This window comes from Nocardia sp. NPDC003693 (assembly GCF_053981095.1).
The window spans coordinates 107,279-122,423 of the sequence record NZ_JBSFNO010000019.1; the positions used below are offsets into that span (position 1 = coordinate 107,279).

At 70.9% G+C, this 15,145-nt stretch carries 11 protein-coding genes; 2 read left to right on the forward strand and 9 right to left on the reverse strand.

Annotation, left to right across the window (positions count from 1 at the left end; all coding sequences use genetic code 11):
• Positions 1–51: 51 nt before the first annotated feature.
• The 8 genes from ACWDOP_RS21675 to ACWDOP_RS21710 form a co-directional block, all read right to left on the reverse strand.
• Positions 52–1,263 (reverse strand): MAB_1171c family putative transporter, encoded by a 1,212-nt coding sequence (locus ACWDOP_RS21675; protein ID WP_456346517.1) that lies wholly within the window; start codon positions 1,261–1,263, stop codon positions 52–54.
• A gap of 6 nt (positions 1,264–1,269) precedes the next feature.
• A complete protein-coding gene (locus tag ACWDOP_RS21680) occupies positions 1,270–1,827 on the reverse strand; it encodes a hypothetical protein (RefSeq protein ID WP_454205342.1) in 558 nt (185 codons plus the stop codon).
• A gap of 3 nt (positions 1,828–1,830) precedes the next feature.
• Positions 1,831–2,286, reverse strand: a complete 456-nt coding sequence (locus tag ACWDOP_RS21685) for a hypothetical protein (RefSeq protein WP_456346518.1) — start codon at positions 2,284–2,286, stop codon at positions 1,831–1,833.
• Positions 2,287–2,450: 164 nt separating this feature from the next.
• Positions 2,451–3,617 carry a cytochrome P450 gene (locus ACWDOP_RS21690; RefSeq protein ID WP_456346519.1) on the reverse strand — a complete coding sequence of 389 codons (1,167 nt, stop codon included), beginning with the start codon at positions 3,615–3,617 and terminating at the stop codon, positions 2,451–2,453.
• 203 nt (positions 3,618–3,820) lie between these two features.
• Positions 3,821–5,332 carry a nicotinate phosphoribosyltransferase gene (locus ACWDOP_RS21695; RefSeq protein WP_456346520.1) on the reverse strand — a complete coding sequence of 504 codons (1,512 nt, stop codon included), beginning with the start codon at positions 5,330–5,332 and terminating at the stop codon, positions 3,821–3,823.
• Positions 5,332–6,177 carry a hypothetical protein gene (locus ACWDOP_RS21700; protein ID WP_456346521.1) on the reverse strand — a complete coding sequence of 282 codons (846 nt, stop codon included), beginning with the start codon at positions 6,175–6,177 and terminating at the stop codon, positions 5,332–5,334. The genes ACWDOP_RS21695 and ACWDOP_RS21700 overlap by 1 nt, the downstream gene beginning before the upstream one ends.
• A gap of 160 nt (positions 6,178–6,337) precedes the next feature.
• On the reverse strand, positions 6,338–8,377 hold the full coding sequence (locus tag ACWDOP_RS21705; protein WP_456346522.1) for a CocE/NonD family hydrolase: 2,040 nt from the start codon (positions 8,375–8,377) through the stop codon (positions 6,338–6,340).
• 342 nt (positions 8,378–8,719) lie between these two features.
• Complete coding sequence (locus ACWDOP_RS21710) at positions 8,720–9,724, reverse strand: polysaccharide deacetylase family protein (protein ID WP_456346523.1); 1,005 nt, start codon at positions 9,722–9,724, stop codon at positions 8,720–8,722.
• 187 nt (positions 9,725–9,911) lie between these two features.
• On the opposite strand from ACWDOP_RS21710, the gene ACWDOP_RS21715 reads away from it, so the two are divergent.
• Positions 9,912–11,180 carry a putative glycoside hydrolase gene (locus ACWDOP_RS21715; protein WP_456346524.1) on the forward strand — a complete coding sequence of 423 codons (1,269 nt, stop codon included), beginning with the start codon at positions 9,912–9,914 and terminating at the stop codon, positions 11,178–11,180.
• Positions 11,181–11,282: 102 nt separating this feature from the next.
• Positions 11,283–11,513 (forward strand): hypothetical protein, encoded by a 231-nt coding sequence (locus ACWDOP_RS21720; protein WP_454205350.1) that lies wholly within the window; start codon positions 11,283–11,285, stop codon positions 11,511–11,513.
• A gap of 130 nt (positions 11,514–11,643) precedes the next feature.
• Here ACWDOP_RS21720 and ACWDOP_RS21725 read toward each other — a convergent pair whose 3' ends face one another.
• Positions 11,644–14,934: a hypothetical protein gene (locus ACWDOP_RS21725; RefSeq protein ID WP_456346525.1), complete on the reverse strand. Its 3,291-nt coding sequence runs from the start codon at positions 14,932–14,934 to the stop codon at positions 11,644–11,646.
• Positions 14,935–15,145: the final 211 nt, after the last annotated feature.

Here is a 15,145-nt window from a genome sequence, read left to right on the forward strand (position 1 = left end):
GTACCGAGAACTTTTCGCAACGTCCCGTAATACGGTCCTGTGCAGGACTTTTCACGATGGCGGCGGAACGGATTCACTGGTTTCGAGCAGCACCGCCGGGACGACCGGGGAGCTGCGGTACGCGGTGGAAACCGCTACCAGCCAACCGAGTTCACCCAGAAATGTGGGCCGGTCCGGTCGGCGGAAGCTCTCCCCGCCGTCCACCGCCACCGCACCCGCCTCGTACGCGCGCAGGGCGACGGCGATGCGCGCCGCCTCCACCGCGGCGGCGCGGTCCCGCTCCCGGACACCCAGCCGGTCCGCGACCCGCTCCGCCAGCGCCGTGTCCCGCGCCGTCAGGTGGGGTTGCAGCAGGAGCAGGGCGTCGCGGATCTCGATGACCCTGCGGTACACCAGGTCCCGCGGCGCGCGGCGCGTCTCCGGCGCGGCCCGGGCGACCTCGGGGGCCGCGGTCCGCAACGCCGTCCACAGCGGCCGCAGCCTCGGGAGCGCCCGGATCCGCTGGACCGCGGCCGTCGCCCGCGGCAGCAGCGACGGGCACAGGTACCCCACGAGCATGACGGTCGCGCCCGCACTGGCGAACGCCGGCGCGACATCGCTGTTGAGCGTGCGCGCGTCGATCCCGGCCCAGGCCGCCGCCACCGCGACGACCTTGCCCACGCTGTAGCCGACCGCGATGATCGAGCCCACGGTCAGCAGCCGCAATCCCCGGCGCAGCCAGGGCTGTTCGCGCACGTGCGGCAGCCAGGCCCGGCACAGCACCACGATGCGCAGCAGCGCCAGGGTGTAGGCGGTGAGATAGATGGCGAGGAATGCGTCGACCACGGGTTCGGTCGCGTAGTGGTGATCGAAGTCGGTCGCGTGCGGTGCGTCGTGCACCGGCGCGACGGCGAACAGCCCGATCATGATCGCGACCACCACCGCGTTGGCGACGACCACGTTGCGAGCGTTGACATTCCGGATCGGCGACGTGTTCCCGTCCGGGACCACCAGGTAGGTGGTCCAGACGATCTGCGCCATCACCGCCGTGGTGATGGCGGAGTAGACGATGAGCGTGGCCAGGTTGGGAACGCCGCTCACCCGCGCGACCCATTCGTAGGCGGCGGGCATGGCGGTGACGAAACCGACCGCGGTGCAGGCGATGGCGATGGCGACAGCCCAGCGCGCGCTGCCGCGGGGTCCGCGCACGGCCAGGACGAGGCGCCAGGTGAACACCACCGCGGCGAGCGTGCCGACGCTGCCGTAGACGAGAGCGAATTCCACCGGGTATCAGTCGATTCCGGGACCGAGCGTGTCGAGCAGATTCCGGATGTCGGCGGGAGTGGTGTCCGGCAGCACCCATTCCGCGCGTGGCGTCCAGCGCGTGATGTGATGCGCCATCAGCAGATCCGCGATGTGCTCGGCCTCGCGCTCCTCGGCCTCGGAAGAGCACGAGCGGCCGAGCATGCGCCGCACGACCGCGGGATCGATGTTCGGCGCGAGCAGGCGCAGGGCGTCCTGGCCGGTGACGGTGACCGGTTCGTGGCCGGCGAGCAGATGCCCGAACTCGTGGCACACGATGTGGTCCTGGTGCAGTTCACTGGTATTGCTCTGGTAGGCCAGGAAATCGATGTCCCTGGTCACCAGCAGGCCACCGGACAGGCCGGCCACCGGAAACGGTTCCGGGCGCAGGCGCAGGGGGCGGCCGCGACGGCGGGCCAGGGCCTCGGCCAGTTCGGCGACGGTGAACCGGCCGGGCAACCCGAGGTCCCGCAACCCGCGCCGCAATCGGCGATGATCCATCATGGATTGCTCATCCCCCGAGCTCTCCCAGACCGCGATCCGCATGTCTCACAAGTCTTCCCCATAGGTTTCGGCCTCGATCCGCCGGAGCACATCGAGCATGGCCACGATGGTCTCGGCCCGCACGGTACCGTGCGCCAGGCCATCGCGCAGCACCAGTTCCAGCGCCGCCGAGTCGGCTTTTCCCTTGAGCGCGTTGATCAGAGCCAATTCCCGGCCGCGCGCGACGGCGAGCTCGGGATTGGTCAGCGGATCGAGGCTGTCGAGCCCGAAGTAGACGCGCAGCGCCTCGAGGGTCTCGAAGGAGGGATTGACCGTTTGCCCGGTACGCAACTTCCACAGATAGTTCGCCGACAGGCCCACACCGGTGGTGCGCGCGATATCCTCGGCCAGCGCCCGGTGGGTGATCTCCACTTCCCGGCTGTCCCTGGTCACGGGCGGATGCATGCCGCCGATCAGGCTGTTCAGCGCGCTGGTGAACGGATGCTGTTGTGCGGCAACCATTCTAATCCTGTCTCCTGCAGTTGACAGCGGTGGTGATGCCGATCATATACTCGTCCCTACTTCGTTCCGCTCACCGATGTCGCTGTCCCCGAAGGGGAGGACAGCGGAATCGATGAGGTTCGTACGCGGAGTCGGAATGGGGCGACCAGAGTCGCTCGCCCCGTTCACGAAGTCCTTCCCGGGTGCACCGGCAGGCGCAGCGGCCCTCGATGCCGGAATCCCGAGCGCCACCGCACCTCTCGCTCCGGCACCGTGGCGCACAGGCCCGGCCACCGGGCGTACAGCTCGCCGAACACCGCACCGAGCACCGGTCGCAACAGCCCCGCCCCGACGCAGGCGTGCGCGCCGTGCCCCAGTGCCACATGCGGATTGGGCGAGCGCGACAGATCGAGAACGCCCGGATCGGTGAATCGTTCGGGATCGTGATTGGCCGCGGCCAGGCACAGCAGCACCGTTTCCCCGGCCGCGACGGTCTTGCCCCCGATCACCAGATCGGTGACGGCGAACCGGGGTCCGGCCAGCACCTGCGGCGACAGGAAGCGCAGCAGTTCGTCCACGGCGGCGTCCGGCGCCGTGCGCACCGTGCCGAGCTGTTCCGGACGGCCGGACAGGGTGAGCACCGCGCCGGCCAGCACATCCATCAGCACCTCGTACCAGACGAACAGCAGATAGAACAGCACCCCGGGCAGTTCACCGGAATCCGCTGCCGGACCGCGACTTTCGTCGCGCGCCAGCCGTCCGAGCACGGTGTCCGCGGATCCGGCCCGGCCGTGCGCGATGACGGCTTCGACGATCTCCGCCATCCGGGCCAGGGTGTCGCGGGCCCGCGGTGCGGCATCGGGCCGCAGGGTGGCCGCCGCCCAGCTCGCCAGCGCGTCCCGTTCGACGTCGGGCAGCCCGAGCAGCTCCCCGAGGACGAGCGCGGGCAGCGGCAGCGCCACCCGCTCGACGAAGTCGAAATCGCCCGCGCCGTCCAGCTCGGCGAGCAGGTCGGCCACCAGCTTGCCCGCCCGCTCACCCCAGTCCCCGGACCGGCGCAGTTGCCCGGTCACCCGGCCGCGCAGCCGAGCCAGTTCGTCGAGTTCGCTGCGCTGGAACACATCCAGCGGCTCGGGCACCGCGAAGCCGCGGTAGTCCGCCCCCGCACTGTGGCGCAGATTCGTCGACAGGCGCGAGTCGAGCAGACCCTCGCGCACGTCGGCGTACCTGGTGACGAGCCAGGCCGGGGGCCCGTCCGGCGTGGCCACCCGATGCGCTCCCCCGCCGTCCCGCAGCGACCGCAGCACCGGCCACGGATCGCGGGCGAACTCCTCGTCGAAAATGCTCAGCACCGCCCCATCATCTCCCAAGCGCCGCAATGGGACTCATTCGGACGAGTCCCGCACCACGGCGGCGCCGACGGCGAGGGCTGCGCACCGGCGGAGCGATGCCGGTCGCGCGCGGCCCCGGACACCCCGGCTTCCCGCACTTCCCTCGGGCCACACCGAACTCGCCGCACCCGTTGACCGGCAAGCCCCGGTGCCGCAACACCACCTCACACCGCCGCGGGAGTCTCCGTTGCCGGGGGAACCACCGCGGGGCGATCGAGCGTGGCCCGGAGGCGGGCGCGGATATCGGCGAATCCCGTGCGGCGCAGGAAGGTCCCGTCGCGCCATACCTCCAGCAGTTCGCTCGCGGCTTCCTGTTCCGGGGTGGCCTGCTGCTGGACGTAGAGTTCCCCTTCCCCGTCCCGCAGCACCGCGAGCCGTCCGCGCGCGGAGCGTTTGGTGCCGTTGTCGGTGACCGGATCCTTGAAGATGTCCCGGCCGACGCCGTCCACCTCGACGTAGGTGGCCTTCATGGCGGAGGCGAAGGTGTCTCGGGTGACGTACTGGTAGGTGTACGAGCCGACGCCGAAAACGACGGTGGTGGAAGCGAATCCGAGCGCGGTCAGGCGGGCGGTGATGGCGTCGGCGCGATCGTAGGTGATCGAATCGCCGTAGATGACGCCGACGTGCGGGTCGAGCACCCTGTAGCCCGCGTCGTTCACCGTGCCGCCGAACGCCTTCCAGAGCAGGCGGACCACGCCCAGGCCCGCCGGGCTGTCATCGGCGCCGGTGCCGCACAGGATGGTCTCCGGATCACCGGAGTCGGGCCGCACCACCAGGGTGCCGTCCCGGCTCAGGATCCGTTCGCGCAGCGCGGGCAGGGTGTGGGTGAGCACCCGCCACAGGTCGAAGGTGTCGCTCACTACCGAGACGATGCCGCTGGGATACAGCTCGAGCAGCCGGCGGTAGGTCTCGTCCTCCGATTCCCGCGTGCCCGCGCACATGACCGAATGTTCGGTCGCGGCAACCGAGGCCAGCAGCGGCTCGCCGGTGTCGCCGGGGTAGAAGTAGCGGATCCAGTCCTCCGAGACCAGCGAATCCGACCCGGTGAACGAGAGCAGGTGTCCCGCACCCGACGCCGCGGCCGCCTCGATGCCCGCCATGCCGCGGAAGGAGAAGTCGTGGCCCTGGAAGTCCACGGCCGCGGCGGGTGCGCCGGTGGCGCGGGCCCGCTCGTCCAGCAGGCGGCGCAGCCGCCAGGCGGTGGTGGCCGAGGTGGACGGCTGCCAGATCGCCGCCGAGAGCGCGGTTTCGATGTAGTTGGTCAGCCAGAAGAAGTCCGGGTGCGTGTTCTCCACGGTCAGCACCGGCACCTTCACCGGCACGAGGGTGCCCTCGGGCAGCGACCGGATCGACAGCGGCAGGTAGCCCAGGGCGTGCAGATCGCGAATGTGCTGGCTGCCGATGGCGTTCGGGCCCAGGATCGCGGTCACCCGGCGTTCGTAGTCGGCGCACACCCGATCGACATCGGCGGCGAAGAAGCGGCCGAAGGCGTCCTCGAGCACATCGGTCACGAACGCCTGCAGCCCGAAGTGCACGACGTGCTCGACGCCCGGGACGCGCGAACCGCGGTGGGTGAGATTGGAATACACGCGCGTGGTGCCCGCCGGGTACTGCCGCCGGTGATCCAGCTTGTAGGCGTCGGTCAGGAACAGCGGATCGATGGCGTTGCGGAACATCACAGGATTCCTTGCGTGAGAGCGTGTTCGACGATGGGGACGATGCGCAGCCGGTCGCCGAGGTCGGCGGCGTGGGCTCCGGGGTGGGAGTCGGTGGTGTGGACGGCGGCGTAGGGCGCGAGATGGCCGCGCAGGCGCGGACCGCCGGAGAAGACGCCGTGGGTGACCCACAGATCCACCCGTTCGGCCGCGCCGAACGCGCCGGCCGCCGCCAGTCCGGCGAAGGTGCCGCCGCCGTCGCAGACGTCGTCGACGACCAGGGCCCGGCGCCCGGCGACGGCATCGGGATCGAGTTCGAAGCCGCCGAGCCGCCCGCTCGCGGGGTCGCGCCGCTTGCGGCCGTAGCGCACCTCGAGCCCGCCCAGCGCGGCGGCGACCTCGTCGGCCCGGGCGCGGGCGCCGGCGTCGGGTGCGATGACCACCTGGTAGTCGCGCGGTAGCGCGGCGGCGGCCAAGGGCCCCAGCGGAATCGGGACCAGCGTGCTCGCGGTCAGCTTCGATTCCGCCAGCGGCGAGTGGATGTCGGCGTAGATCAGCTCGTCGGCGAAAGCCGTGATGACCGCGGCGTACACCGCGGCACCGCAGGGGATATCGCGATCGGTGCGCGCGGCGGGGATGTACGGCATGAGCACGCGGGCCGGCTGCCCGTGCCGCCGCACCAGATCCGACCACATGCCCAGGGCCAGCAGATCATCCGGGAAGCCGCCGCGCACCACCGCGAATCGCGGTGCGGCCGGGTCGAATCCGGGTCCGGTCTTGAGGAACCACTCCCCGCCCGGAAACCGCAGGAACTCGACGTCGTCGGGCCGGGCCCCGGTGTCGGTTCGCACCATCGCTTCGATCATGCGGCAACCATAGCATCGTTTTAGTCGAGTTGACTAGAACAATCTCGCCGATGCCGTAGCCCCAGGTGAAAGGCATGGTTCTCGCGCACGGCGCACGAAAACGGCGATGCCCGGACCATCCGGTCCGGGCATCGCCGCGGTGTTCACCTGCCGACCGGCGTCACCAGCCGGGATCGCCGATCACCGGGATGTTCACCCAGCTCGGCCGATCCGGATCCAACTCGATGTGCTGCGGCCGCAGTTCGCTCTCGTTCAGCAGCGGGCGCAACAGGATGCTGCTGGGGAAGTTGCCGGCGAAGACGTCGATGCGCAGGCGATGGCCCGGCTGCAGGACGCCGTCCGTGGCGAACAGACCCAGATCGATGGCCGTGGCCTCGCCCGGCACCAGCGGTTGCCGCGTGTCCAGGGTCAGGTACGGGTACGGCGAGGTGTAGTCGCCGTTGGCCGAGCGGGTGGACTTCCCCTCGTCCAGCGCGCGCAGCGACGCGGTGAGCTGCCCGGTGGTCCACACCTGCGAGCGGCCGTCGGGCGCGACGTCGTTCAGCGTCACGGTCCAGTAGCCGTCGGTGGCGTCGAGCACCGTATTCAGGTGCACCGCAATCGGTCCCGAGATCTGCGTCGGCTGCGTCACCGGGGCGGTGGTGAAGGTCAGCGCGTTCGTCTCGCTGATCCGCGCGTCCTCGGCGCAGATGTCGAAGGCCGCCACGATGCCGGCGGTGCCGTGCGCGGTGTCGCGCGAGCACACGGTGGTGAGACCGGGCGCGACCGTCAGCCGGTCGGCCGCACCGGGCGCGGTCGTCAGGCTCGCGTCACGCAGACTGCCCGGCGCCGAACCCGACGGCGCGCCGTTCAGATACATCCGGCGGTAGTCGGCGTCCGGGCGCGGGAACGCCGAACTCGTGGTCCAGCCGCCGCCCTGCTGCCAGCTGGTGACCTGGTCGTAGCCGTCGATGCCGTTGTCGATCCCCTTGAGCCACTTGTCGAACCACGCGCGCTGCAGGACATCGAGCGCGGGCGGCGCACCCGGCCGGCCGAGGCCCGCGCCGGTGGTGACGTGGTAGGTATTGCCCATCACCAGCTTCTTCTGGCTGTCGGGCACGTTGATCTCGTTGAACGCCCGCGCCGAGGAGTAGGTGAAGATGTCGTGCCAGCCGCCGTAGATGAAGGTCGGGACCTCGATCTGCGACGGATCGCCGACCCAGGCCCGGCGCAGCGCGCTCTCGTCGTCGAGGATGTCGTTCAGATAGTCCGGGATCTGATCGATGCTCGGGGTAGTCAGCGCGGCGATGACGACGTTGAAGAAGGTGAACGGATCCTTGATCCGGTCCGCGAGCCAGACCCCGTCGAACTTGCCGGACAGCACCGCGACCAGATCGGGCATCAGCTTGGTGACATTCACCGCCGCCAGCCATTCCGGAATGAAGCCGATGCCCAGCGCGCCGCCGGGCGCGGCCACGTCACGAATGAGATCGCTGCCGGGCACGATCGGGAAGATCGCCTTCAGCGCGGCGGGTTTGCGCTCGGCGGTGTGCATCTGGTTGATCGCCGAGTAGGAGATGCCGCTCATGCCGACCTTGCCGTTGGACCACGGCTGAGCCGCGGCCCAGTCCACGACCTCGGCGCCGTCCTGCTGCTCCCGGTCGCCGAAGACCTGCCAGACACCCTGCGAGAAGCCGGTTCCGCGCACATCCACCACGACCTGGGTGTAGCCGCTTTGGATGAGCTGGCGGTCCACGGCGAACGTGCGGCCCGCGCCGCCTGAGACAGCGTTGCCGAGGTCGCTCAGCCCGCCCAGGCCGAAGGCCGAGAAGTCGAGATTCGCCAGCACCGGCATGAGCAGATCGGACAGTCCGGGGACGGCCAGTGCCGAGTCGGCGATATTGCCGAGCAGTTTGGTGTAGGGGGTCAGATTCAGAATCGTCGGCGTCGGCTCGGCGATCGGCTGCCCGTTCGCGTCCGCCGGGTGGTAGACGTTCGCCTTGAGCACCGTGCCGTCGCTCATGGTGATCGGGACGTCCCACTCGATGAAGACCCGCGGATACTGTTGCGGGCCGGTATGAGTGGCGGTGAGCTGGGCATTGAGGCTGTCGGTGTCCGGCGTGCTCTGCCCGGGCCCGGCGGCGAGCACCGCGCCCGCGATCACCGTGAGCACGGCGGTCGTCGCGGCCGCCACCTTGGCCGCCAATCGATTTCTGATCATGCGATCGTGCATCCTCCCCGCGGTGAGGAACGACGCAGTTCCTACCGACGAGTCGCTACAGTAACGCCCGTCACGAACGATGCACAACCGTGACCTGTCACACCTGTCGGATTGGCGGTTGCGGTCGAGGACAAGACATGCGGGACCCAGGGACCGGGCGTGGCTGGGACACCGAGATCGCGAGGCCGGGCCGCTACCGCCCAGTCATCGGACGGGAAGTGCCCGGGACGCACAGGATTTGTCTGGGGCAGTGTGCGATTCATGTCCCGGCCCGGATCGGGGACGCCGGCGCGCGGTGTGCAGACAACCGGCCGTCGCCCGGCGCCCGGGCGAATTCGACGCTCAGTACGCCGTGGCGCGGTCGGTCCAGCGGGCGGTCAGTTCGGCGGCGAGGGCGCGGGGGAACGAGATTCGAGCCGGATCGCCGTCCGCGGTGTAGCGCTGGGCCGGGTTCTCGGCGAGCCGATCCAGCCAGTGCGTGGAATCGAAGGGCACCGGCGATCGGCCGGAGCGGATGCGCGGAATCGCGGTGGGATCGATCGCGCCGAAGGGTGACGGGGCGGGTTCGGCGCCCACGAGCATGACCGCGCCGAAGGCGTACGCCTGGCCGTCCCAGGATCCCGCGGCGGCCAGGGCGCGGTCGGCGGGGGAAATGCCCAGCGGCAGGGCCAGACTGCGCACCTGGGCGCCGGGTACCGCGGCGGTGACGGCGCGAACGTTCTCCACCATCTCGCGCTGCACGCCCGCGCTGTCCAGCCGGGCCAGGTTGGCGTGCGTCGCGGTGTGCGCGCCGATCTCGTAGCCGTGCGCGGCCAGCCACGGCAGGGCGCGCGTCTCCCCGGAGAACGCCTCGTTGTTCACGAAAAACGTTGCCGTGGGCGCGAACTCCGGATGCTCGGCGCGGAACCGCTCCAGGATTCCGACGGCCGTGTCCGGCGCCGGGACACCGTCGGCGGTGAAGGAGATCTGACCGGCGGTGGAATCGTCGAAGGTCAGCACCACCGGGTGCGTGCCGGCGGGCAGGTCGATCGCCCCGGAGACGTACTGGGACACCGTGATCGGGCGGTAGTTCTCGCGCAGCAGCCGATCCAGTTCGGCCCGGAACTTCTCGGGCGTCTGGTCGTACTCCCCGGCCGGCGTGGGAGTGATCTGGTGGTACATGAGGATCGGCACCAGGCCCAGCTCGTTCGCGCCCACGGCCGCGGGATCGGGCGGGGGCGGCGGCGCGAGGACCGAGGTCTCCGCCTCGGGCGCCACGGCGGCCCGATCGGCGGTTCCGCAGCCGGTGATGATGATCATGAGCGCCACGACGGCGGCACCGGCCGCGCCGAACCCGAATCTGGCCATCCACCGAACTCTAATGTCCGCCAATCCGTTACGGGCCAGAGTCGGAATTCCCGCGCGCGAGCCCGCGCGGCAGCGGATAGTTTGGGGAACTTCGGGCAGATTCGAGTGAGAGTTGGTGTGCGCGTTGCTGAAGCGGGTCCCGGCCACCGGGCGTCGCCGCCTGGCGGTAGTCGTTGCGATGGTTGTCGTGGCGGTCGTTGTCGCCGGAGTGCTGTGGGCCAGATCGGGCGCCACTCGCACCGAGGCCGCGGCCCTGCCGCTCGCCCTCGAGGTGAGCCAGCCCGAGACGGTGTCGTCCTATCGCGCGCCGATCACCCTGCGCGGCAAGGCGGTCGGCGCCGAGAGTCTCACGGCGGCGGGACAACCGGTTGCGCTGGCCGAGGACGGCGCGTTCGAGATCACGCTCGCGGGACTGCCGGTCGGCGGCGCGCTGGTCGCCACCGACTCCGACGGCAAGACCGTGACCCAGCCCATCACCACCCGGGCCGTGGTGCCGCGGATCCGGGCGGTGCACGTCACCGCGCACGCCTGGTCGTACGAACCACTGCGTGAGGACGTGCTGAACATGGTGCGCGAGCGGCGCATCGACACCGTCCAGCTCGACATCAAGGACGAGGACGGCGTCATCGGCTACGACTCCCAGGTGCCCCTGGCCCGCGAGTCCGGGGCCGCGAGCACCATCTACAACGCCCCCGACGCGCTGAAACTGCTGCACGACATGGGCGTGCGGGTGGTGGGCCGGATCGTCGCCTTCCGTGATCCGACCATGGCCGAATGGGCGTGGAACTCCGGTCGGCGCGACTGGGTGGTGCAGAGCCCGTCCGGGCAGCCGTACTCCAGTCACTACGGCGCGATCGCCTTCACCAATTTCGCCAGCGCCGAGATGCGGCGCTACAACATCGATCTCGCGGTGGAAGCGGCGAAACTCGGCTTCGACGAGGTGATGTACGACTACATCCGCCGGCCCGACGGGTCGCTGTCGAGCATGGTCTTCCCCGGGCTGGTCGACCCGCCGACGGTGTCCATAGCCGAGTTCCTGCGCGAGAGCCGTGACCCGGTGCGCGCGGCGGGGGCGTTCCAGAGCGCGGCCGTGTTCGGCATCGCCGCCACCCGGCCGGACGCGGTCGCGCAGGACATCCCGATGATGGGTAAGCACGTGGACTACGTCGCGCCCATGCTGTACCCCTCGCACTGGAATCCCGGCGAATACGATGTCGCCAATCCCAACGCCCAGCCGTACGACATCATCTTCCGCTCGCTGGAGGATTTCCATCGCCTGCTGGACGGCACCGGGACGCAGATCGTGCCCTGGCTCCAGGACTTCAGCCTCGGCTTCACCTACAACGATGCCCAGGTCCGCGCCCAGGTCGATGCCACCGCGGCCCAGCGCATCCCCAGTTTCTTCCTCTGGAACGCGGCGACGCGCTACCACGCCGGGGCCCTGGATCCCAGCTGAACACCCCGAACTCACCTGCCCGGGTTGTCCGATTTCCTCGCGGCGTGCGGAATAGTAGCGAATAATCAGCTACCCATCCGGAATCGTCCGCGAGGAGTTCGCATGACCACCCCGGCAAAGCCCTCCCTGATCTCCCGCATCTCCCCCACCCAGTGGCTGGCCCTGGTCCTGACCGTGCTCGCGGTGATCTTCATAGCCGCGAACCGGACCCGGGTCTCGATCGAGTTCCTCCTGATGACCATCACCTCCCCCATGTGGCTGGTTCTGCTGGTCATGTTCGCCGTGGGCTGGCTGACCGGCATCCTCACCGCCCGCCGCCGTCGCAACGGCTAGCGAAACGGGGTGGCCGGGAGGCAGCACCGCCGCGGCGGGATCGGCGGCCGGTAGCCGAAGCCGCACCGGGCGCACGGTTGCCGCACGTCGTCGGCGACCGCCGCCGGTCGTCGCGGACGATGCGGTCCGCCTACTCCGGCGCGGTGAAGACGGCGTGGGCCGCCCGCCGGACGTCGGGGTCGGCGTGGGCGCGCAGGGTGGCCAGCAGGCCGGTCCAGGGTGGGGACCAGCCGAAGTGCCTGCCGCACCGGGTGATCAGGGCGACCGCGGTCAGGGCGACGGCGGGGTCCGGATCTGCGGCCAGCGCGCTCACGACGGATTCCGGTGCGGCGGGCGGTAGTTCGGTGACCGGGCACGTCGCGTAGGCCGCGGGGCAGCCGACCAGGGCGCCGGTGGCCACGGGCGCGAGCGCCCGAACGGCTGCGACGGTGGCCTCGACCTCGGTCCAGCGCAGACCGGCGAAGGTGAGTTCGATGACCTGCTCGTGCCACAGTGGATCCGGGGTGAGCAGCGCGATGACGCGGGGGCCGATCGGGCGGGCGTGCTCGTGCCGTTGCAGGATCTGCGTCAGCCGGTCCAGGACGAAGGCTATCCGCTGGCGCGCGGGCAGATCCCGGTCCGGGAGTACGGCGTTCGACTGTGCCTGCAACCGCCGCAGGGCGTCCACCAGCGCGGCGGGGTCGCCGGTTCCGGACGCGGCGGTGAGCAGGGCGCGGGCGGCGGTGGGCCAGAGGCCGACCTCGGTGAGATCGGCGAGGCGGTCCACCCGGACATCGGTGGCCCGCGGGGACAGCCAGCGGTACCACGTTCCCAGCGCGTTCAGGGCCGGTTCGGCCACCCGGTGATCGGGGGCCGCGGCCAGCTCCCGGATGAAGTCCGCGAATCGGCCACGCGAGGGAACCGGCAAGTGCGCCGGGGAGATCTCGAGAATCGCGCCCGCGACCTCCGGATCCGCCGCCAGTTCCGCGAGCAGCCGCCAGGTTTCGTCGTCGTCGAACAGGAATCGGGTGGCGAACACCGCGGCGCGGCGCACGTCGCGGTGTGTGCCGGGGCGCGTCGCGCGCTCGCGAATGATCGACGTGGCGCCGGGTGCGCGCAGGGCCGCGAGCAACCGCATGCCCTCCTTGCTCGCTGTGATCTTGGGTGAGTCCAGCAGCGGCGCCAGCATCGCCGGCAGCCGGGGCGGCGCGACGAACCGGGCCCGCGAGGCGATCCCGCTGACACCGACCCGGGCGCGGTCGCCGTCCACGTAATCGCCGAGCAGCGCGATCGCCCGCTCGGGTTCGTCGCTGCGTCCCACCGCGGTGAGCGCGGCCTCGGCCACCCGCAGGTCGGCGGCCGCGAGGAAGGGCCGCACGCGGTCCAGACTGCCGGGCAGCCTGCCCAATCGCGCGACGGCGGTGGCGTGTTCGCCGACCGACGCCTTGGGTTCGGTGGCGTAGTCCTCGAGCAGGCTCGCGTACAGCTCGACCTGGGTGGGCGTCCAGCGCTCGAAACCGTGCCAGAACATCGGGACAACGCGAACGCCGGGCGGCGCGAAGCGACCCGTGATCGGGGCGGTGAGGAGCGAGTCCAGCAGATCGGTGCGCCGCCGCGCCAGCAGATCCTGCACCGGGTACAGCGTGACGAGAGAGCGATCGCGGCGCAGCAGCTCGGCCACGAGCGTGTCGCGGGTCGCCGGATCGTCCAGTGCCAGCCGCACCGCGCGGCGCACGACCGAGTCGTCACGGGCCGTGCAGGCCCGCGTGACCAGGGTCCGCAAACCCGGGATCGTGTACCCGCGGGTGTCGAGTCCGTCCGCCAGATCCAGGGTGAGCGCGAAGTTTCCGCGGTCGGCGTCGGCCTCCAGCCGGGGGCGCAGGGCCTCGAACACGCGATGTTCGGCGCCGCGCGGCAGATTGCGATGCAGGCCGCGGACGTTGAAGGTGATCAGCAGTTCGGCGAGCCGCGCCAGCAGGCGCAGGGCGACCGCGGTGAACTCGGTCTCTCCGGTCCGCGCCCCACGGATCAGTAGCGTGCGCGCCAGATCGTGGACGGCAGAAGAGGTTTCGTACGAGCGGTCGCGCGCGTCGAGCGCGTCCATGGTCAGCCGCTCCAGTGCGGGCAGCCCCCGTACGACCAGCAGCGACGGGGGAATCGCCGCGACGGCGCGCACGGCGGCGCGGCGCACCGGATCCTGTTCGCTGCGCAGGCGGCGCAGCATCTCGAGCAGTTCGCAGACCGCGTCCGGATCCCGGCTACCCGCGGCCGCGATCACCAGGAGCGGGTAGGCGGCGGCGCGCTCGTCGGCGGTCGGCCGTCGAGTCGATTCGAGCAGTACGGGCTTGGCTTCCGGCCAGGGCAGCCGGGCGGTCAGCCGATCGGCCACGGCCGGCACCTCGGCGCCGCCGGGCCGCGCCAGCAGTTCACGGGCTAGCGCGGCGCGGTCGACGCGCGGCAGCAGGTCGAGTTCGGCCGTGTCGACCGCGCCCGGTGCGATGCCGGGCCGTATGAGCTGCGCACCGGCGACGGCGGTCCGGCGCGCGGGCGGCACGGTGCGCAGGAATCGGGCGCGCTCGTGCGGTGCGGCCGCGAGGTACAGCTCGCGCAGTCGCTCGTCCGGCAGGGCGAGCAGGGCCCGCCACAGCCCCGGTCCCGCCAGGCCCCGGCCGTGCCGGCCGGGGTCGCGCAGCAGCGCGAACACGGCCGCGGGATCGCGCCGGGCAAGCAGCCCCGCCACCGAACTCAGTTGTGCGATGGGAACATAGGCGACGGCGCGGGCCGCCAGCGCGAGCAGTTCCGCCGCATCGTGCTCGACGGCCACCCGCGGATGTGCGCTCACCCGCGGCCACAGTTCCCGCCAGTCGTCGGGCCCGGCGTTCTCGGCACGCGCTCGGACGTGGTCGAAGACGACGCCGATATGCCTGGCGGACAGCACTTTCCAGCTCGGCACCGCGTACGCCAGCTCGTCCAGCGCCCCCGCGACGACCTCCGGCGAGCAGTAGACGAGCACCCGCGCGGCCTCGGCGTCCCCGTACAGCTCGCGCACCGGCCCCAGTAGCGCGTCCGCCACGTCGGTCCGATCACCCCGCCGCAGTGCGCGATACACCCCCGTCCGAGCCCAACGCGACAGCCCGGGCAGCCGGCGCACCACCACCTCCGGCGCCACCCCCACCCGGATCGAGGCGATGAGAGCCCGCGCCGCGAACTCCGGTTCCGGATCATCCACCCGATCCAGCAGGAAGCTCCCGGCCCCGCCGCACAGCGCCATCTGTATAGCGATACGCCGCTCGTATCGCTGTCCCGCCCACAGCGATTCGAGCAACGGGTCCAGCTCCCCCACCCCGACCAGCCGCCGGGCCTCGCCCGCGACCGCCGCCATCCGCGCGGGCGCCGACAACCCGGCCACCGCCGCCAACAGCTCACTCCCCGAAGAACTCACCCCGCCACGCTACCGACCTGCCGACCGTCGCACCCGGCATTAAATTGCTCGCCGTGCCGGTCATCCACCCACCGGCGGCAACTACACCGGGCAAAGGTATCCCGCACAGCACCGCGAGATACCAACAGCGGTTTGAACCGACAAAGTAACTGCCACAAGATAATTCGTGCGCGGGGACCCGTCGACGCCACACTCCCGACACCACGTGGCA